Source organism: Nocardia sp. NPDC060259 (assembly GCF_042728775.1).
GTDB lineage: Bacteria > Actinomycetota > Actinomycetes > Mycobacteriales > Mycobacteriaceae > Nocardia.
Genome location: NZ_JBHXAY010000031.1, coordinates 1 through 19,421, shown reverse-complemented (window position 1 = coordinate 19,421; position 19,421 = coordinate 1). Strand labels below are relative to the sequence as shown.

Annotated in this window: 15 protein-coding genes and 1 pseudogene; 9 read left to right on the top strand and 7 right to left on the bottom strand. The window is 67.5% G+C overall.

Features of this window, described 5'->3' with window-relative positions; genetic code table 11:
- Positions 1-22 precede the first annotated feature (22 nt).
- A complete protein-coding gene (locus ACFWF2_RS14730) occupies positions 23-907 on the top strand; it encodes a helix-turn-helix domain-containing protein (RefSeq protein WP_379307977.1) in 885 nt (294 codons plus the stop codon).
- 289 nt (positions 908-1,196) lie between these two features.
- A complete protein-coding gene (locus tag ACFWF2_RS14725) occupies positions 1,197-2,117 on the top strand; it encodes a nitrilase-related carbon-nitrogen hydrolase (protein ID WP_379307976.1) in 921 nt (306 codons plus the stop codon).
- 16 nt (positions 2,118-2,133) lie between these two features.
- On the opposite strand, the gene ACFWF2_RS14720 is transcribed toward ACFWF2_RS14725, so the two are convergent.
- A complete protein-coding gene (locus ACFWF2_RS14720) occupies positions 2,134-2,466 on the bottom strand; it encodes a metal-sensitive transcriptional regulator (RefSeq protein WP_379081090.1) in 333 nt (110 codons plus the stop codon).
- Positions 2,467-2,610: 144 nt separating this feature from the next.
- Here ACFWF2_RS14720 and ACFWF2_RS14715 point away from each other — a divergent pair, with 144 nt between their 5' ends.
- Positions 2,611-3,423 carry an S-methyl-5'-thioadenosine phosphorylase gene (locus tag ACFWF2_RS14715; RefSeq protein ID WP_379307975.1) on the top strand — a complete coding sequence of 271 codons (813 nt, stop codon included), beginning with the start codon at positions 2,611-2,613 and terminating at the stop codon, positions 3,421-3,423.
- On the opposite strand, the gene ACFWF2_RS14710 is transcribed toward ACFWF2_RS14715, so the two are convergent.
- On the bottom strand, positions 3,424-4,407 hold the full coding sequence (locus ACFWF2_RS14710; RefSeq protein WP_379307974.1) for a GAF domain-containing protein: 984 nt from the start codon (positions 4,405-4,407) through the stop codon (positions 3,424-3,426). It lies immediately after the preceding gene.
- 89 nt (positions 4,408-4,496) lie between these two features.
- Between ACFWF2_RS14710 and ACFWF2_RS14705 the strand changes: the two genes are divergently transcribed.
- Positions 4,497-5,057, top strand: coding sequence for an NADPH-dependent FMN reductase (locus tag ACFWF2_RS14705; protein WP_379307973.1), 561 nt, complete (start codon positions 4,497-4,499; stop codon positions 5,055-5,057).
- A gap of 135 nt (positions 5,058-5,192) precedes the next feature.
- Here the strand turns inward: ACFWF2_RS14705 and eccE are convergent, their stop codons facing one another.
- Positions 5,193-6,836 carry a type VII secretion protein EccE gene (eccE, locus tag ACFWF2_RS14700; protein WP_379307972.1) on the bottom strand — a complete coding sequence of 548 codons (1,644 nt, stop codon included), beginning with the start codon at positions 6,834-6,836 and terminating at the stop codon, positions 5,193-5,195.
- An 83-nt stretch (positions 6,837-6,919) separates the two neighbouring features.
- On the opposite strand from eccE, the gene eccB reads away from it, so the two are divergent.
- Entirely contained in the window at positions 6,920-8,410 is a 1,491-nt protein-coding gene (gene eccB, locus ACFWF2_RS14695) for a type VII secretion protein EccB (protein WP_379307971.1), read from the top strand.
- Here the strand turns inward: eccB and ACFWF2_RS14690 are convergent.
- The 3 genes from ACFWF2_RS14690 to eccD all read right to left on the bottom strand — a co-directional run bounded on the left by ACFWF2_RS14690 (position 8,407) and on the right by eccD (position 12,091).
- Complete coding sequence (locus tag ACFWF2_RS14690) at positions 8,407-9,165, bottom strand: potassium channel family protein (protein WP_379307970.1); 759 nt, start codon at positions 9,163-9,165, stop codon at positions 8,407-8,409. The two genes, eccB and ACFWF2_RS14690, sit on opposite strands and share 4 nt — an antisense overlap.
- A gap of 62 nt (positions 9,166-9,227) precedes the next feature.
- Positions 9,228-10,628 (bottom strand): type VII secretion-associated serine protease mycosin, encoded by a 1,401-nt coding sequence (gene mycP / locus ACFWF2_RS14685; protein WP_379307969.1) that lies wholly within the window; start codon positions 10,626-10,628, stop codon positions 9,228-9,230.
- The gene (gene eccD / locus ACFWF2_RS14680) at positions 10,625-12,091 is read right to left on the bottom strand and encodes a type VII secretion integral membrane protein EccD (RefSeq protein WP_379307968.1); all 1,467 of its coding nucleotides are present in this window, start codon (positions 12,089-12,091) and stop codon (positions 10,625-10,627) included. The genes mycP and eccD overlap by 4 nt, the downstream gene beginning before the upstream one ends.
- Before the next feature lie 185 nt (positions 12,092-12,276).
- Between eccD and eccCa the strand changes: the two genes are divergently transcribed.
- From eccCa to ACFWF2_RS14660, 4 genes are all read left to right on the top strand, one after another.
- Positions 12,277-16,311, top strand: coding sequence for a type VII secretion protein EccCa (gene eccCa / locus ACFWF2_RS14675; RefSeq protein ID WP_379307967.1), 4,035 nt, complete (start codon positions 12,277-12,279; stop codon positions 16,309-16,311).
- Positions 16,308-17,759 carry a type VII secretion-associated protein gene (locus ACFWF2_RS14670; protein WP_379307966.1) on the top strand — a complete coding sequence of 484 codons (1,452 nt, stop codon included), beginning with the start codon at positions 16,308-16,310 and terminating at the stop codon, positions 17,757-17,759. The genes eccCa and ACFWF2_RS14670 overlap by 4 nt, the downstream gene beginning before the upstream one ends.
- Positions 17,760-17,883: 124 nt before the next feature.
- Positions 17,884-18,195, top strand: coding sequence for a WXG100 family type VII secretion target (locus tag ACFWF2_RS14665; RefSeq protein ID WP_379307965.1), 312 nt, complete (start codon positions 17,884-17,886; stop codon positions 18,193-18,195).
- A gap of 31 nt (positions 18,196-18,226) precedes the next feature.
- Positions 18,227-18,532 (top strand): WXG100 family type VII secretion target, encoded by a 306-nt coding sequence (locus tag ACFWF2_RS14660; protein ID WP_379307964.1) that lies wholly within the window; start codon positions 18,227-18,229, stop codon positions 18,530-18,532.
- Between the two features lie 441 nt (positions 18,533-18,973).
- On the opposite strand, the pseudogene ACFWF2_RS14655 reads toward ACFWF2_RS14660, so the two are convergent.
- Positions 18,974-19,421, bottom strand: a pseudogene (locus ACFWF2_RS14655) (hypothetical protein); the annotation flags it as partial.

The window sequence follows — 19,421 nt, the reverse complement described above, 5'->3', positions numbered from 1 at the left end:
AATCGAGCGCTGGGAATCGCTGATGAGCGAGACCTACATCCCGCTCGCGGTGACGCCCCACGCCACCGAGCGCTTCGGCGGCCGGATCGCCGCCACGGAGTTCGACGGGCTGCTGGTCACCTCGGTCCAGGCGGGCGCGCAGACGGTCCGGCGGACGCCGCGGCTGATCGGCGCGGCCGAGGATCGCTACATCCTGGCCAGCATCTACCTGGGCGGGCGCGGTGTCATGCAGCAGGACGGCAGGACCGCGCACGTCGAGGCGGGCAGCATGGTGTTCTACGACAGCGCCAGGCCCTACCGCTGGGAGATCGACGAGGAGTTCGACAAGGTCGTCGTGCAGGTGCCGGTCTCCGCTCTCGACACCGTCGGCGCCCCGCTCGGCACGCTGCCCTCGGCGATCGCGCTCGGCCCCGACCATCCGGCATCGGCGGTCGGCGCGTATTTCCGCGGTCTGGCGCGGGTGCACCACAGCGACCCCGAGGTGGCCGCCGAACTGGCCAGGCACGGCGTCGGGATGATGGCGTCGGCGCTGGCGCTCGCCGCCGGTTCGATGCCGCGCGGGCCGTCGGCCGCCGAGCTCACCAGGGCCAGGGTCATCGCGTTCATGCGGCGCCGGTTCGCCGATGCCGACCTCACCGTCGACGCGGTCGCGCATCGCTTCGCCATTTCCCGCCGCACCCTTTACCGCCTGTTCGAAGGCGAGGAGAGTCCGGCCCGCCGCTTGCTGCGGATGCGACTCGAATATGCCTGCGAACTGTTGTGCGACGGGCGGATGCGCTCGATCGAGGAGATCGCCGCGGCCGCCGGATTCGCCGCGGAACGGCACTTCTATCGCGTATTCCATGCGGAATTCGGCATGGCTCCCGGCGAATACCGCGCCGGTTACCGACTTTGTTCCGGCCTGTGACGGCGCAGAATTGAGGATGTCCCTTTTCGGACCACTGTTACCGGTGCGCGGTTCGGCGTGCGTGTGGAATGCTTAGTGCGGGACACGACTTGATGCTCTCGAGAAATCGGGTCTACCGGCCTCGAGACGGGAAAACAGGCCGGACTTCCGGGCGGATTCGCCGGTTTGGCACGGACGGTCAGTCGAGTGGCACGCTATGACAGTTTATGTCGCCCCCATCTGCGAGAGAGTGAATCGAACACCTTTCACGGATTGAGCGACAGGGGTCACGATGTTTGGTCGGGTACGCGTGGCTGCGGTGCAAGCCGAGCCGAAGTGGTTGAACTTGTCCGCCGGAGTCGAACAGGCTATCGAGCTGATCGACGAGGCCGCCGATGGTGGTGCGCGGCTGGTCGCGTTCCCCGAGACCTTCCTGCCCGGGTTCCCGTGGTGGATGTGGCTCAATTCGGTCGACTGGGGCGAGGAGTTCATCGCGCGCTACCTGGCCAACGCGCTGACCGCCGAAGGGCCGGAGCTGCGGGCGCTCGCTTACGCCGCGCGTCGCAAGGGCATTCACGTCTCGATCGGTTTCGCCGAGCGCGCGGGCCGCGAGGTGTTCATGTCCCAGGCGCTCATCGACGTGAAAGGCGAGATCGCGATCGCCCGCAAGGCGGAGCCGACCGGGCTGGAGCGCACCGTCTTCGGCGCCGCCGACAGCAAGCTGCTGGTCCGTGACACCGAACTCGGCCGGATCGGTGTCCTCGGTGGGGCCGACCACATGCGTCCCGCGGTGCGCTCCCGGATGCACGACGAGCGCGAGCAGATCCACATCGCCGCGTGGTCGGGCTTCACCGTGTACTACGGCGAGGGCAAGGAGTGGGGGCCGGAACTCAACACCGCGGCCAGCGTCCGCTATGCGATGGACGGCCCGGCCTATGTGATCGCGCCGGTCGCCGTGGTGCCGGTCGCGGGCTGGGAAGTCGTCGACGCCCGCCTGCCGGGTCGCCGCCTGTTGCGTGGCGGCGGTGGCGTCTCCCGGATCTTCGGCCCCGGCGGCCTCGAGCTGGCGCCGCCGCTGGTCGAGGGGGAGGAAGGTCTGCTGTTCGCCGATCTGGACATCACCCGTGCGGTGCGGCCGGTCGCGCACAGTGAGTGCACCGAGAACTTCCGGGTGCCCAGCGGCCGGGTCGCGCGGCGGGAGCCGGTGCGAGCCGAACTCGCGGGCGCCTGAGGATCAGGCCGACTGGTCAGGAGCGGACCAGTCGCGCGATCGCGTCGGTCGCCTCTTTGATCTTGGCTTCGGCCTCGGGTCCACCGGCCACCGCCGCGTCGACGACGCAGTGCGAGATGTGGTCCTCGAGCAGGCCCATCGCGACCGCCTGCAGTGCCTTGGTCATCGCGGAGACCTGCGTCAGGATGTCGATGCAGTACTTCTCCTCCTCGACCATCCGCTGCAGGCCGCGGGCCTGGCCCTCGATGCGGCGCAGCCGCTTGAGGTAGTCGTCCTTGGCGGTGATGTAGCCGTGGCCGTGGCCCGCGTGCTCGCCGCCGGTAGCGGTGTCGGGGGTGGGTGCAGTCACCGAAGGTCTCCTCGCCGGCCGGGATGCTCGCCTGCGCGAGCTGATACCCCCCTAGGGTACAGTTTCCGGCCGGAATTGTCAGATAGGGCCGTCTGCGCGATCCCGGTGATGCGCGCGACCTGCCCAGACGGGAGAATCACCGGTATGAGTTCGCTTCCCCGGCCCGCCCTCGCCGTCATCGGCGGCAGCGGTTTCTATGACTTCTTCGACAACGACGCCACCCACGTCGAGGTCGACACACCGTACGGCGCGCCGAGCGCGCCCGTCGCGGTCGGCGAGGTCGACGGTCGTGCCGTCGCGTTCCTGCCGCGCCACGGCAAGCAGCACGAGTTCGCGCCGCACACCCTGCCGTACCAGGCCAACATGTGGGCACTGCGCTCGCTCGGCGTGCGCCGGGTGCTCGCGCCGTGTGCCGTCGGCAGCCTGCGCGCCGACTGGGGTCCCGGCACCGTGGCCGTGCCCGACCAGCTCGTCGACCGGACCTCGGGCCGCCCGCAGACCTACTTCGACGGCGGCGGCATCCACGTCTCCTTCGCCGACCCCTACTGCGACGACCTGCGCACCGCCGCGGTGAAGTCCGCGATCGCCACCGAGCTGCGCGTCGAGGACTCGGGCACGATGGTCGTCGTGCAGGGCCCGCGCTTCTCCACCAGGGCCGAGAGCCGCTGGTTCGCCGGACAGGGCTGGGACCTGGTCAACATGACCGGCCACCCCGAAGCGGTGCTCGCCCGCGAACTCGAGATGTGCTACGCCGCAGTCGCTCTCGTCACCGACCTGGACGCGGGTCTCGAGGAGGGCGACGGCGTGCACGCGGTGGACGTGTTCGCCGAGTTCAAGAAGAACCTCGGCCCGTTCAAGGAGCTCATGCGCCGCGCGGTCGCCGCGGTCGACAGCGAGGACACCTGCGAGCGCTGCCGCGTGCACGCCGGGGTATCGCTGCCCTTCGAACTGCCCTGATCACGCGGGCGGCGCGGTGACCTGTAGCTGAGCGAGCACGAAGACAGGCCCCGCGCCGTCGCCCGCGGGCAACGGCGATACCTCGATATCCGCGACGACCCACCCACCCGGCTCGGCGGCCAGCCGCACCCCGGTCAGCGCGGCACTGGCGGCACCGGCCAGGATCCGCGCGCGAGCGTCGGCGATCTTGGCCCGGTCCTCGGGATGCGGGATCAGCCGTTCGTCGATCCCGCGCCAGCGCAGCCCGGGCACAGGTTCGGTGACCCATCGAACCTGGCGGACCTGCGCGGTATCGAGGATGCACAGATACAGGCCGGGCTGGGTGTTCCTGAGCAACTCGAGGGTCGCCGCCTCGAACGACTTGTGTTGCGGGGCAACGCTGTCGGTGACGTCCACCGACAGGCCACGCCAGGAAAACCGCTGCGCCTCCGCTCCGTTGCGCGCGGCAACCAGCAGCGACCGGGGACCCGCCGCCGAGTGCACGGTCGCCACCCCGGACCACCGGCCGCCCGGCTCGGAACGCGTCAGGTCGGCGACGATATCCAGTGCGCGATCGAAGCGCTCGATCCGCTGGAACGGCTCGGCGCCGCGGTATTCGACCGGAGCGGATCCGAAATGCGGGCCGAGACCGGCGGGCCGGGACCACAAGATCCTGGCGCGCGCGTCGATCTGGAACGGCGCGACCCGAAGCTCCTCGGCAGGGGCCTGCGTACCCACCCACACCTTCACCGCGTGCGCGCGCGACCCCGGCCACACCACGGGCTCGGCCCGCAATCGCATCTCCGACCACGGATTCCGGGATTTCGGCAGCACCCGCTCGACCGGTGCGCCGGAGTCGTGGGCGGCGACGATCAGCGGTTGCAGCGCGGCCGGAATCGCCCGCTGATACGACGCCCAGTCCCGCGGGGTGGTGCCCGCGGTCAACATCGACCACGTGTCCGGCGCGCCGAGCGTCTCCACCAGCTGCCACCGCCCGATGATCACGTCTGCCCCTTCCGTGCGACTGTGCCATCGTGCCCGATCCATCGTGCGCCGCTGGTGGGGGGTCTGGTCGGCATCGATAAGCTCGGGGGATGGACACACCGCTGCGGTTGGAGGTCGTCGTCGCCAGTACCCGCCCCGAGCGGTTCGCGCCCGTGGTGGCCGACTGGTTTCTCGGGATGGTCGCCGAGCGGCCGGAATTCGAGGTCGGCGTGCTCGACCTGCGCGACATCGCGTTGCCCGTCGACCTCACCGAGACACCCGAGGTCGACGCGTTCCGGGCCAGGCTGGCCGCCGCCGACGCGTTCGCGGTCGTCACCTCCGAGTACAACCACGGCTACCCGGCGTCTCTGAAAACGGCACTCGACAGCGCCAAACGCGAATGGCGGGCCAAGCCGATCGGTTTCGTCTCCTACGGCGGGCTCTCGGGCGGCTTGCGCGCGGTCGAACAGCTGCGGCAGGTGGTCGCCGAACTGCACATGGTCTCGGTGCGCGAGTCGGTGAGCTTCGCCCAGGCCAAACGCCGATTCGACGCACAGGGCGTGACCGACGACCATGCCGCCATCGACGCGAGTGCCAGGATGCTCGGCCAATTGGCTTGGTGGGGGCGGACTCTGCGCGCTGCCAGAGCCGCGGACCCTTATCCCGGCTGAGCGCTCAGCTGTCTGCCAGTGCGGCCTGTGCGAGTAGTGCCTCCGGTCGCTCGACACGGCTTTTTCGTGCAATCCGGCCGTCGCCGGTCAGTTTTCTGACTCCACAGCGGCGAATTGCACGAAAATGCCGACCGGTCAGGCGTTCGCCATCGAGCGCTGGCCGCGCGGCTGGCCGATGTAGGTCGCCTCACGCGGGATCGACACCAGGGTGAGGTTGACCCTGGTCGTTCCGGTCCGCAGCACCACCCGGTTGCCGATCGCGCCCGGCTGGTAGATCTCCAGATCGGGACGGGAAGCGGGCCAGCCGTTGGGATCGCCGGTCAGATAGATCGTGGTGACACCGGCGTGCGGAGCGGGCGCCAGCACACCGTCGACGACGGTGGCGGTGAAACCCGCGTCGGACTGGTGTGTTTCGACCGCGATCGTCAGCCGCTCCGGGTTACCGACGGTGCTCACCAGTTGCTCCCAGGCCTGCGCCCGGTCGGTCCGCACGAGCACCCGCTCGCCGACCGCGAGCGCGCGGAACACCAGCTGCTGGGCCAGATACAGCTCGCCCGCCACATAGACCGAGGAGATACCGGCACCGATGATCCTGGCGGCGACACCGTTGCCCTCGTCGTCGGAACCGAGCAGCTGACCGCAGCCCGCCGACGGCAGATGCAGCGCCCCGATGACATCGATCGGATACTCGGTGGTCGGCACAGTGTCGTCCACGCCGGGCACCGCGATCGGCAGATGCGCGAGCAGCGCGTCCCGGTGCCTGCCGTTCATCGACACCATGCCCTTGCTCGACGACTTCTCCGGCAGCTCACGGGCGGTCAATCGCCATGCGGCGCCGACGCTCACCGATTCGGCGTCGCTACCGGGACGCAGCCGCACGGCGACGGTGGTGCCGCGCGATGGCGCGACCCACAGCTGCGCGAGCAGATCCGAACCGAGCTGCTTGGGGTCGACCGCGCCGCCGATATTGACCGTGTTGCCGATCTCGGCGTACTTCCACCGCTGGGTGAGCGTGCGGGGGTCGAGGCCCGCGGTGATCTGCTGCACGGCCTTGCGGATTTCGGGCGCGGTGAGAATACGGGCGCTGCAGTCGGCGTCCTCGAGCGTGCGCATGATGCGCTGAGTCGCGATGGTGACCGCGCGCGAAGCGCCGTCGGTGCCGCCGCCGCGCCGGGCCGTCGCATCGGGGCAGGCCACCGCGTCGAAGCTGATCGCGAGCCAGACCGTGCGATGCGCGGTGGCGGGCAATGGGCCGAGCAGCGATTCGTAGATCGCGCCCGCGGGCGTGCCGGAGCGGCTGCGGTGGCCGTGGCTGATGATGTCGATGCCGCTGAGCAGGATGTCGTGCTGGTTGAGGCAGGCGGCCAGCTCGGGCAGGGGGAGCAGGTGGGAGGCGTGCACGGCGTTGCGGGCGATCCTGGTCAGCCCGCCCTTGGGCGGCAGCACCTCGACCACGGTGACCACGCGGCTGCCGTCCCAGTACAGGCCGAGCGAACGGCCGTCGGTGTCACGGAAGTCGACGGTGTCGCCGAGGGTGTAGTCGCGCTTGCTCGTATAGCGGCGGATGGTGCTCAGCCAGTCGAGGAGAGTCCGCTTGCCGATCGGGATCAGCGGCACCAGCGCGACGACGACGGCGATGCCGAGCGCGGGGAAGGGACCGAGGCCGCACACCAGCGTGAGGAGTCCTGCGGTCAAGCCGAGCACCTGCGCGATGAGCAGGTGCGGCAACGTGATGCGACCGAACAGTGGACGCGGACCCGCACCAGTGAACTCGGCCATTGGTTCCTCCCCCGAATGTGAACAAGTGCTGCCGGGAACTGTACTGTGTTGCCCGGACGAGAGCACTGTTCGGGGGAGGAACCATGCCTTCAAAACCCACTACACGCTGGCAGGTCAGCGGTTACCGCTTCCTGGTGCGGCGGATGGAGCACGCCCTGGTGCGCCGGGACGTGCGCATGCTGCACGATCCGATGCGTGCCCAGACCCGTGCGTACGCGGTCGGTTTGGTGCTCGGCCTGGTCGTCCTTGCCGGTTGCGGCATCCTCGCGCTGTTGCGTCCGCAGGACAAGATCGGCGACAGCAAGATCCTGATCGGCAAGGAATCCGGCGGCGTCTATGTCGTCATCGAGAACGTCGTGCACCCCGCGCTCAACCTGGCCTCGGCCCGGCTGGCCGCCGGTGAGGCGTCGAAGGCCGTGATCGTCAAGGAATCCGAGCTCGGCAAGAAGCCGCGCGGTCAGCTGATCGGTATTCCGGGTGCGCCGTCGTCGATCATGTACGACAAGGACGGCAAGGGCAGGCAGTGGTCGGTGTGCGACCAGCTCAAGGCCGACGGCAGCAAGGACCTGACCACTTCGGTCCTGGCCGGTTCGCCCGATCTCGGCTCGAAGGCTTCGGTGCTGGACGTGAGCAAGGCGCTGCTGGTGCAGGGCAAGGACTCCGCATACCTTGTCTACGAGGGCAAACGCGCCAGGGTGAACCTGACCGATCCCGCCGTCACCAAGGCACTCGGAATCGTCGGCGAGACACCGCGACCGATCGGTGAGGGCCTGCTCAACGCGATCCCCGAAGTGCTGCCGATCATCTCGCCGACCATCGACAACCCCGGCGGCACCCCGTCCTACAGCGTCAGCGGGCACAAGATCGGTGACGTCGTCCAGGTATTCAACGCCGCGAACCAGGACTATGTGGTGTTGCAGGACGGACTCCAGCCGGTGAGCGCGCTGACCGCGCAGATCATCCGGAACTCGTACAACACCAACATGACTGGAACGACCATCCAGTCGACCGAGCACACCTTCGCCAACGTCTCCAGCGCGCTGAAGGTGGGGTCGTACCCGAAGGACCGGCCGACCCTGGTGACCGCCAAGGACCAGCCCGTCAGCTGCCTGACCTGGAAGCCGATCGCGGGCGCCACCGACAACGCCGACGGCACCGCCCGCGCCGAACTCTCCGTGCTCACCGGTATCGCGCTGCCCATCCCGGACAATGCCAAGCTGGTCAACCTGGCCCAGGCCGACGGGTCCAAGGCCAACGCCGACTCCGTCTACATCCCGCCCGCCACCGGCGCCTACGTCCAGACCACCGGCATCGAACCCGACAGCCGCCGCAAGGACAGCCTGTTCTACATCGCCGACACCGGCGTCCGTTTCGGCATCAAGAACGCCGACGCGGCCAAGGCACTCGGGCTGGAGAAGGTGAAGGCCGAACCAGCGCCGTGGCCGATCGTCGGTCTGCTCGCGGGTGGTCCGAGCCTCGGCCGCGAGGACGCCATGGTCGCGCACGACGGCATCGCCCCTGATCCGTCGCCGGCCAAGCAGCCGGTCGCGACGGTCAACCCCGCCGCCAACTAGCCGGGCGGAGCCTGCGACCGCTCGCGGAGTTCGGCTACCTCGGTGCGCAGCGAGCGGACCTCGGCGACCAGTTCGGCGAGGGTCCGCTCGGCGCGATCGGCCGTGTCGTCGACCGTCTTGAGCTGTTCGACGACCCAGCTGGTCATCGTGCCGATGGCGAACGAGATCAGGCCGATGCCGAGGGTCATCAAAACCAGCGACACCAGCCTGCCCTCGGTGGTCACCGGGTAGACGTCGCCGTAGCCGACGGTCGTCACCGAGACCGCCGACCACCACAGGGCATCGCCGAAGGTCTTGATCTTGCTCTCGGGTGCGCCGTACTCGGCGTCGAAGAACGCCAGGCTCGACAGCAGCAGGATCAGCAGCGAACTGGTGGCGACGAAAGTGACCAGCCGCGTACGTGGTTTCGTCGCCCGGTTGAGGGTGTCGAGCAGCAGCAGCGCGGCGCGCACCAGACGCAGCGGGCGAAACGGCGGCACCAGCACGACGAGCAGGTCCAGCGGATGCTTGCGGACGAACCGCGCGCGATTCGTGGACAAGCGCAGCCGGACCGCGAAGTCCACCGCGAAGACCGCCCAGATGCCGATATCGGCCCACAGCAGACCGGAATCCAGCGTCGGCGAGGCATCGGTGTCGAGCACCCGCCAGGCGTACAGCAGCAGGAACAGCACGGCCAGCACCATCAGCGGCAGATTGGTCGCGCGTTCCCACCGCTGCCTGCGGGTCGGCGGGCGGTCAGTGGTCAACGGATCCATGCGGCTACCTGGTTCGACGGGTGTGTACCCGAGGACGGTACCGCGTCCGCCGCCCCGCGAACTCAGGTGTCTTCGCGTACTCCGAACCGGCGGCGGATCGGGTAGGACGCGAGCATGCCGAGCACGAACAGCAGGCCGACGGTGCCCGCGCCGATCAACCCCACATTCCGGGCGGTGTTGTCCGGTACGGGCGCCGGTGCGGGCACCGCGAGCTGCACCTGCTTGGAAGGCGACGGCCGCTTCGGCGGCAGCGATCCGGTGACCTCGGCGGTGAGCGCGGCGATCGGATCGACGCTGCCGTAGCCGATGTACTGATTCCAGCCCTCGGCAGGCGCGTGCGCTGTCGCCTGGACCCGCTTCATCACCTCTTTGGCGCTGAGTTCGGGGAAACGCGCGCGGACAAGCGCGACCACCCCGGACACCAGCGGCGTCGCGAAACTGGTTCCGCTGATCGCGGCGGTCGCGCCCTGCTGATTGACCGTCCCGGTCGCGGTCCCGGCGCCACGCGGGCTCAGTGAGGTCATGTTCTCGCCTGGCGCCGCGACACTGAGCCACGGTCCGGCGACCGTGAACTTCGACGGCGCGCCGTTCGCGTCGATCGAGCCGACGGCGAGCACATAGTCGTCCCAGCGGGCCGGGCTGACCATCATCGCGGTCTTCGTCCACGGGTCCGCGTTCGGTTCGAGCGGGTCGATCACGGTGTTCGCGGTCTTGCAGGTATCCGAATTACCCGCGGCGACAACAGGAACCGCGTTCTTCACCTCGACCGCGTACTGCAACGCCGCCCCGACGGCACTGTCGTTGACGCCCTTGTTGGTGCCGCACCACACCTCGGAGACATTGATGACGCTCGCGCCCATATCGGCGGCGCGCCGGATGGCCGAGGCCATGGTGTTCAGGTTGCCGTAGCCGTCGGGCATCTCCTCGGGAGCCTTGTTCCGGTTGGCCCCCTCCTTCTGATACATCTTGCTGGTCTGCCGGATGGTGAGGATGCGTGCCTCGGGCGCGACCCCGGCGAAACCCTGTCCGGGGATCTGCGTCGCCGCGATCAACCCGGCCACGAAGGTGCCGTGCGCATCGCAATCCTCGGCGCCGTCACCGGAATTGGCGACGTAGTCACCGCCGGCGATCATGTCGGGCAGCCGGTCGTGCCTGCTCACCCCGGTGTCGATCACCGCGATCAATTGGCCTGCGCCGCGGGAGAACTCCCAGGCACGGGTCAGATCGAGCGAGCGTTGCGCATCCGGCACTGCGGCGCCGTCGCCGCCGGTCGCCACGGTGGTGCACACCGCGTTCGACCCGACTTCGGTTTTCTCGGGCGGTGCGGCCGGATCACCGGCGGGCAGGTTCGCTGGATCGGCCGCGGGCGGACGCTCGGCCGAAGCCGGTGCGGCCCCGAGCCCGAACGACGCGCCGACACCGAGCGCCACGGCCGCCGCCGCGACGCGCAGGCTCGCGTTCACAGCCCGCGGACGAGGGAGTAGAGCTCGGCGACCCAGAACACCAGCGGCAGCACCGCGGCGACGAACGCGTACTCGAGCAGTTCGACGGCCCGGCGCATCGGCGGTGTCGCCGACTGGTTCGGCACGATAAGGCCGATCACCAGCGCGGCGATCAGGATGGCCAGCGCGGCACCGAAAACCACCAGCGGCTGGCGCATTTCGAGCGAGACGCCGATCAGCATGATCAGCACGATCGCCGCGCCGCCCGCGATCAGCACGATCGCCTGCTCGGCGCCCGCGTAGGTACGGCTGCGGAACATCAGCACGGCCGCGCAGACCAGCGCGAGCGCGATACCGGGCCAGTAGGCGTCGTCGGCGCCCGCGTCGATCGCGAGCAGCGCGCCGACGACGGTGACCAGCGTGGTCGCGGTGACCAGGCCGGCGAGGTAGTTGCGGGCCCGCTCCGACCTGGCGCGCAACGCGTCGAGGGTCGGCAGGGCGCGGTGGTCGTCCGGGTCGTCCTCGGTCGGGTCGATCGGGGTGCCGGGGGAGGGCACCGGTGGCAGCGGCAGCTTCGCCAGCAGCATGGACACGCGCGGCGACAGCGACAGCCCGGCCAGCGCGACCGCGGCGACGACCGCGCCGACGGCCTTGACCGGCTGATCGGTGAGCAACCCGACGATCGCCGCGGGAATGACGAACACCGATACCGTTGCGGCGCCGATGAACAGGGCGAGACCGACACCGGTGACGCGCCAGGCCAGCACCGCGGTGGCGCCGAACAGCGTTGAACCGAGCAGTAGATGGGCCCAGCCGTAATGGTCAGGGACCAGCAGCATCCCGCCGGTGAACGCGGTCGGCAGCGCGCAGCCGCCGAGGACCAGCGCGGCGGAGGTGTCGCCGTACATGCGGCTGAGAACCGTGCCCGCGACGACGCACAGGATGGCGACGAACAGCGCGAGCGAGCCGGTCACCCAGAACGGCAACGCGTCCGGCGCGGCGAGCAGGCCGAAGCAGCCGACCAGCATCGTGATCGCGGCGAGCACAGAACCGGTGATGCGCGCCGTCTTCGGCGTCCAGCTCCGGTAGTGCTCGGCGTCGGCGATCGCGACATTGTACATGATGTCGTCGAACAGCGGCGTCGGCGCGGTGTGCGATGCGCTCTCCAGCATGAGGAGTTCGCCGTCACGGACGCCGTGCTCACCGAGGCTGAGGGAGTTCGAGAACGGGGGGTGGCCGATCCGGGCGAGCACCCATTCGGCGGGCTCGTAGCGCTCGCCGTCGTTGTCGAAATCATTGGACCGGCTGTGCTGAGCGACCATGTCGACCACGCTCGGAATGACGAGCGCGACCGGCACATCGACCGGAATCGCCATGTCGACCTGCGTGTGCTTGGCCAGAATCGTCACCCGGGCCAGGTCCGGTGCGCGAACGATGCCGCGCGCGGAATCCTCTTCAAGATGATCGAGTCGCGCGTGCGTCAAAACTCCCCCAACTCCGTCTCTACCTCGTGTTTCCGCTCGACCGCTCAGACGATCGACAGTTTGCGGAACTCACCGTTCGGACAGCAGAATGCCTGACGAACCATACGACATGTCGGCCGCGACCTCTACACTGAGCCCGTCGCGAGGACAGGCAGCGAGTAGTCAAGCAGGGGGAGTCTTCGACCATGAGCACAGTCAGGTTCCAGCGCCGTGCCCGGCGCGAGATGCCGCGCACGCCAGGTGGCGAGGTCACGTTGCAGCCGCCGCCCGAGATCCCCCGGATCACCCCGGGCAACCTGCTGATGAAGCTGATGCCCGTCGTCATGGTCGTCGGCATGGTCGGCATGATGGCGCTGATGTTCACGCAGGGTGGCGACATGATGCGCAACCCGATGTCGATGATGTTCCCGCTGATGATGATCATGTCGATGGTCACCATGTTCGGCCAGGGAAGTGGCAAGGGCGCCAAGGCCGCCGAGGCCAACGAGGACCGCAAGGACTACCTGCGCTACCTCGACCAGGTCCGCAAGGACGTCGACGAAACCGCCAAACAGCAACGCGCCGCCGTCGAGTGGAGCCACCCCGAGCCCGGCCTGATCTGGATGCTCGCGGGCACCAGCCGCATGTGGGAGCGCCGCTCCGGCGACAAGGACTTCTGCCACGCCCGCATCGGTCTCGGCGGTCAGCGCCTGGCCACCCGGCTGGTCGCCCCCGAGACCGGCCCGGTCGAGGAACTGGAACCGATCGCCGCCGTCTCGCTGCGCCGCTTCGTCCGCGCGCATTCGACGGTTCCCGACCTGCCCACCGCCATCGCGGTGAAGGGTTTCGGCACCATCGCCCTCGACGGCGACCGCGCCCAGGCACGCGACATGACCCGCGCGATGCTGTTGCAGCTGTGCATGTTCCAGGCCCCCGACCAGGTGCTCGTCGCCGTCGTCTGCGGCCCCGACACCGCGCGCGAGTGGGAGTGGACCAAGTGGCTCCCGCACACCCAGCACCCCGAGGTCTCCGACGGCATCGGCACCCAGCGCATGTTCTACGGCTCCATCCGCGAAGCGCTGAGCAGCCTGCACCCGCTGCTCGGCAACCGCGTGCGCTACTCGCGTAACCAGCCGAACAACCCGAACCTGGTGCACGTCGTGATCGTCGTCGACGGCGGCCTGCTCGAAGCCGAGGACGATCAGCTCCGCGAATCCGGCTTCGAGGGCGTCACCATCATCGACCTGTGCAATTACGCACCCCGCCTTGCTGTTTCGCGCGGCATCAAGATGGTCGTCGAGGACGGCGAATGCCTCGGCCGCGGCGCCACCGGCAACCAGGAACGCTTCGCCACCATCGACCGCGTCAGCGCCGAGCAGGCCCAGCAGGCCGCCCGCCGCCTCGCCCCCTACCGCGCAGCCACCCAGCGCAGCAGCGATGTCGAGACCGACGACAACGAGACCATCTCCACCTGGTCGCAGCTGATGAGCCTCGGCGACATCGGCAACTTCAACCCCGCCAGCGCCTGGCGCCCGCGCTACGGTCGCGAACGACTGCGCGTCGCGTTCGGTGTCGGTGCCGACGGCAACCCGGTCGAACTCGACATCAAGGAAGCCGCCGAGAACGGCATGGGCCCGCACGGCCTGTGCATCGGCGCAACCGGTTCCGGTAAATCCGAGTTCCTGCGCACCCTCGTGCTCAGCCTGCTCGCCACCCACTCGCCCGACCAGCTCAACCTGGTCCTGGTCGACTTCAAGGGTGGTGCGACCTTCCTCGGCCTCGACGGCGTCCCGCACGTCGCCGCGGTCATCACCAACCTCGAAGACGAGGCCGACCTCGTCGACCGTATGAAGGACGCGCTGGCAGGCGAGATGAACCGCCGCCAGGAAGTCCTGCGCCAGGCAGGCAATTTCGCCAACGTCTCCGAATACGAGAAGGCCCGCGCCGCCGGCGCCGACCTCGACCCGCTCCCCGCGCTGTTCGTCGTGCTCGACGAGTTCTCCGAACTCCTCACCCAGCACCCCGATTTCGCCGAACTGTTCGTGATGATCGGCCGCCTGGGCCGCTCGCTGCACGTCCACCTCCTGCTCGCCTCGCAGCGCCTGGAAGAGGGCAAGCTCAAGGGCCTCGAATCCCACCTGTCCTACCGCATCGGCCTGAAGACCTTCTCCGCCAACGAGTCCCGCCAGGTCCTCGGCGTCCCCGACGCCTACAACCTCCCGAACTCCCCCGGCGGCGGCTACCTCAAGGCCGACTCCGGCGAGATTCAGCGCTTCCAGGCCTCCTACGTCTCCGGCCCCTACGTCGGCGGCGGCCCCCAGCGCGAGGTCACCAGCGCAGGCATCGTCGGCGGCGAAATCGACGTCAACGCCCGCCCGTTCAGCGCCAACCACGTCGGCTTCCGCACCGCCGACCGTGTCCCGGTCCCGGTCGAATCGACCTACGAGCCCGAGTCCCCCAGCGACGACGGCGACCAGATGTCGAACCTGAACATGCTGGTCTCCCGCATCACCGGCCACGGCCGCCCCGCCCACGAGATCTGGCTGCCGCCGCTCGATGACGCCCCGACCCTGGACCAGTTGATTCCGCGTTCGATCATCACCGGTGAGTACTCCGCCGCCGCCACCCTGCGTGCACCGATCGGCATCGTCGACCGGCCGTACGACCAGCGCCGCGACCCGATGATGCTGGACCTCTCGGGTTCGCGCGGCCATGTGGCGATCGTCGGTGGCCCGCAGTCGGGCAAGTCGACGGCACTGCGCTCCCTGGTGATGGCCATGTCGATGACCCACACCGCCGAGCAGGTGCAGTTCTACTGCCTCGACTTCGGTGGTGGCACCCTGTCCAGCCTGGAAGGTCTGCCGCACGTCGGCTCGGTCGCCAACCGGTTGGACCCGGACAAGGTCCGGCGCACGGTCGCCGAGATGAGCACCCTGGTCCGTCAGCGCGAACAGCGCTTCCACCAGCTGGGCATCGAGTCCATGGTGGAGTACCGCCGCCTGCGTGCGATGGACCCCAAGAGCAGCCCCGCCGCGGCAGGCGCCCACGCCGACCCCTACGGCGACGCCTTCCTCGTCATCGACGGCTTCGGCACGATCCGCCAGGACTACGAGGCACTTGAGCAGCAGATCACCAACCTTGCCCTGCAAGGACTCTCCTACGGCGTCCACGTCGTCATCGCACTGTCCCGGTGGATGGAAGCGCGCCCAGCCCTGAAGGACCAGATCGCCACGCGCATCGAACTCCGCCTCGGTGACCCGATGGACTCCGACATCGGCCGCAAGTTCGCCTCACTTGTGCCACAGGGCCGTCCGGGTCGCGGTATCACGCCGGACGCGCTGCACATGCTGATGGCACTGCCACGTGTCGACGGCAGCTCCGATCCGATGGATCTCAGTGTCGGTGTCGCGAATGCGGTCGAGTTGATCGCGCAGCGCACGCCTGGGCGCCCCGCCCCCGGCACCCGCACGCTGCCTGAGCTGCTCGAGCGCCCGGCGCTGCTGCAGGCGATGAACAATTGGCCGATGGGGTTGGATACCTCGCGGCCGAATCTGCAGGTTCCGATCGGTGTCAATGAGTCGGAACTGGCGCCTGCCATGCTCAATCTGGGTGAGACGCCGCACTTCTTGGTGTTCGGAGATAGTGAGTGCGGTAAGACCGCATTGCTGCGCGGCATCGTGCAGGGAATCGTGGAGTCGAATACGTCGGCCCAGGCCAAGATCATCCTTGGTGACTACCGCCGTACCTTGCTTGGCTCAGTCGAGACAAAACACCTTGCCGGTTATGCGCCCTCGTCAGAGGTGTTGACTGCATACGTGCAACAGATTGTCGGCATTCTGAAGTCTCGGATGCCCGGTCCGAAGATCACTCAGCAGGAACTGCGGGCGCGCTCTTGGTGGAGCGGGCCGGAGTTTTATCTAGTTATCGACGACTATGACCTGGTCGTCACATCGTCGGGCAATCCGCTCTCGCCTTTGATCGAGTTCATACCGCACGCCAAGGACATCGGCTTCCACCTGATCATCGCGCGCCGCTCGGGTGGTGCCTCGCGTGCGCTGTACGAGCCGGTCATCTCCCGGATGCGCGATGTCGGTTGCATCGGTCTCGTGATGAGCGGCAGCCGAGACGAAGGCCAGCTGTTCGGCACCGTGCGAGCCAGCGCGATGCCGCCGGGCCGCGGCACCCTGGTTACCAGGAACGCAATCGATCTGGTGCAGGTGGCATGGAGCCCGGCCTTGTGACCGATATCGACGTAGTGGTCAGCGATTCGCGCGTTCTGGCGCGGAACGCTGCCAGGCACGCGGATGTCGCACCCACGGTGTTGCCGGTGCGGGACGGCATCGTGGTCGGCGCACCGGTCGGTCCGATGCAGCCTGCGATCTCCGCCTTCGCGCTATCGGATTCGGCGTGGATCGGGTTCGAGCCGCAGCCGATGTCGACGGCCGCCGCCACCGATGCCGTGGTCGACCAGGTCTTCGCCGACCTGTCCCCGTCAACACCGGTCGGTTCGATTGGGGTCGCGCACCCGAGTTCCTGGTCAGCGGCACAGCGGACTGGTATTGGTCGCTCCTTCGGGCGGTACTCCGGTTCGATCGTGCTGGAATCTATCGCTGTTCGTGTCGCCAGGTCGCGACAGTCGTTCGCGGCGTCGGAACTCATCGTGGTCATCGAGATCGGGTCGCTGGACGTCATGGTTACCGCGGTCAACCGAACCAGGGATCAGATCGAGGTTACCGCCAGCGAACTCGAACCGACCCTGGCCGCGGGTGACTGGAACGACGATGCGGTCGAACTGCTGATCTCCATAATTAGCAAGGTGCTCGGCGGCTACCGTCCGTCCTCGGTGATCCTCGTCGGCCCGCATGACGAGCCGCTCTTGGATCGTCTCCGTCAGTTCGTCACAGAGTCGTGGACGGCACAGCCGACGCCACTAGTCCAGGCGATGCCTACAACAGGGCTGCTGCTTTCACCGTCGGCTCACAACGAACAGCGCTCCCGCCAAGCTCCGGAGCACAACGCCGACTGGGTCGGTACCCTGCGTGAGCGAGCCGCCGCCACAGCGCCTTCCCCGCGCTTAGCCACAGCGAAAATCGTTGCGGCAGCAGCAGTACTGGTCACCGTGCTCACCGTCGGCGTGGTCGTAACCACCCGCGGCAGCGATGCCGACGCGGCAACCGCCTCCACGACTTCCCGGATGGCACCGGTAACCACCCAAGTGCCCTTGACACCGAGCGCACCACCAACGCTGGGTTCGGGCGCCGCCGCACCACGACACCACGTGATGGGTCGCGTCACCTTCAATATCCCGGTGGAGTGGCAGCTCACCGCCGGATCCAACACGGACCGAGCCGCGCTCGTTTCGCGCGGCGCCACCCCCGCCCGGATTACTGTGACATACAACACTGTTGCAGAACAGGCTGGATATGATGAAGTGCTAAGGGACATCACAGCACGTATCGCGAAGGCTGAACCAGGGCGGTTCGGCACCCCCGAGCGTGACGTGGTGTTCGCTGGGCGCCGGGGGATCGGCTACCAAGAATCTCCTGGCGACGGATCCGTCGTCAGGTGGTACGTCCTACTCGACCACGGCATCCAGACCAACGTCGGTTGCCAGTACGGCCCGGGAGGATGGGGGACTGTCAGCACTGCTTGTGAGGAAGTGATGAAGACTGTCACGATCTCGCCGTAGGTCCGGAAAACTCTTCCGAAAATGATGGAACCGAACGCGCCGATGGTGCGTCCAACCAAGATGAAGGGGCGCAGATCGCCAGCAGGGGGGTCTGGCCCACCGTTGACTGCGAAGGAGTCACAAGATGGGTTTCAGTGCGGAGCCGGCCGAGATTAAGAGCTTCTCCGAGAGCATGAAGGTCAAGCACGACGATATCAATGCCATGATCCTGAGGGCCGACGGTCTCGCTCAGGACGTGAATAATCCGGCCTTCCAGGGCGCAGCGGGCACGGCATTCCAGCAGTCGATGACCAGCTACCTCAATGCCGCCCGGAGCATGAACCAGAAGCTTTTCGAATCTTCCGACAATGTTGCAACTGTCGCGAACACGATCAGCGAGACAGAGATCGGGGTCGCGCAGGAAATCATCGCGTCCCACGAGCTCGATCTTTCCTAAAAGACATCACATAATACAAGGAGGGTAAAAAATGGCTGACCTCGGTGCAATCCGGTATGAATTCGGTGCGATCAACGATTCCGGTACCGGTCTGAAGAAGGCGGCGGAGGATATCACCACCGCGCTGCAGGACTACGAGAACGAGTTCCAGCGTTTCATTGAGGCGAACTGGTCCGAGGGTGCGGGTTCGACTGCGTTCGCTGTCATTCAATCCAAGTGGCAGGGTGATGCGATCCAGCTGAACACTGCCCTCGCGGCCATTGGTACCAAGACCCTGTCGGGTGCGGAAAACATGAAGGCGATGGACGGGCAACTCGCCAAAATGCTTGAGGGCTGATCTTCCATTCAACGGCGGGTCCGGGTAACAGTCCGGACCCGCTGTTTTGGTTCATATCGCGCTGTGGCAGTGATCTTTGGCGGGGCCGCTTGTCGGCCCTATTCAGCCAACGACCCCCGCCCGCGCGGCCCCATACGATCTGCGCAATCCCCGTAGAGCTCTGGCAAAGTCGGATCTCAGCGGGTGATCAGTAGTTCGACGGGCCGGTTGATGTCGCGAGCGTGATGTCTGTCGGTGGGCATTGGCGATGTTGCGGAGGCCGGCCATAACCTGGGCCTGAGCCAGGTTGAGAACGGTTGATCCGCAGTCTCAGGCAAGCGGTGTCGGCCCGATCAGCGGGTTCGCTGTCGGTACCACAGGCCCGGATTGTATTTCCGGATTGACATGATGGTCAATCCGAAACCAGCTACGTCAGGCCGAAGGCCCCGCGAAAGATCGAGGTTAGCCTGCCGTCGCGAGTAACTTGTACTGTGCAGCAGCCCGTTGACGCACTTCTTGAAGGTTTGCCCCAGCAACCGAAATGACGTATCGGCCGACTGGCGCAATGCATCGCGGGTTGTTGACTCCAGTCATGTTGAGGTTCGGATCTAGGTCGTAGCAATGCGCCACCGGGAGGTGTGCTGGGGCTTCGGCCTTAACAAGACCAACTGTGTTCAATGCACCGTTCCTGAGCGCTGCTACCAGGCGCATGGCGGCTGCGTCGTCGCGAGCTCGGTAGACGGTTGCCCCGTTTATCGCAACGTAGTCGACGCCTGTATCGGCGAATGCGGACGACAATGCGGCAGGCCGCTCTGTGAGTGCTAGCGCAGCGTGCGCCGGGTAAACGGCGGCTCCAGAGTGTGGCTTGTCTCTGGGAAGGGTTTTGCTGAGCAGCCCCTCGGTATCGAGT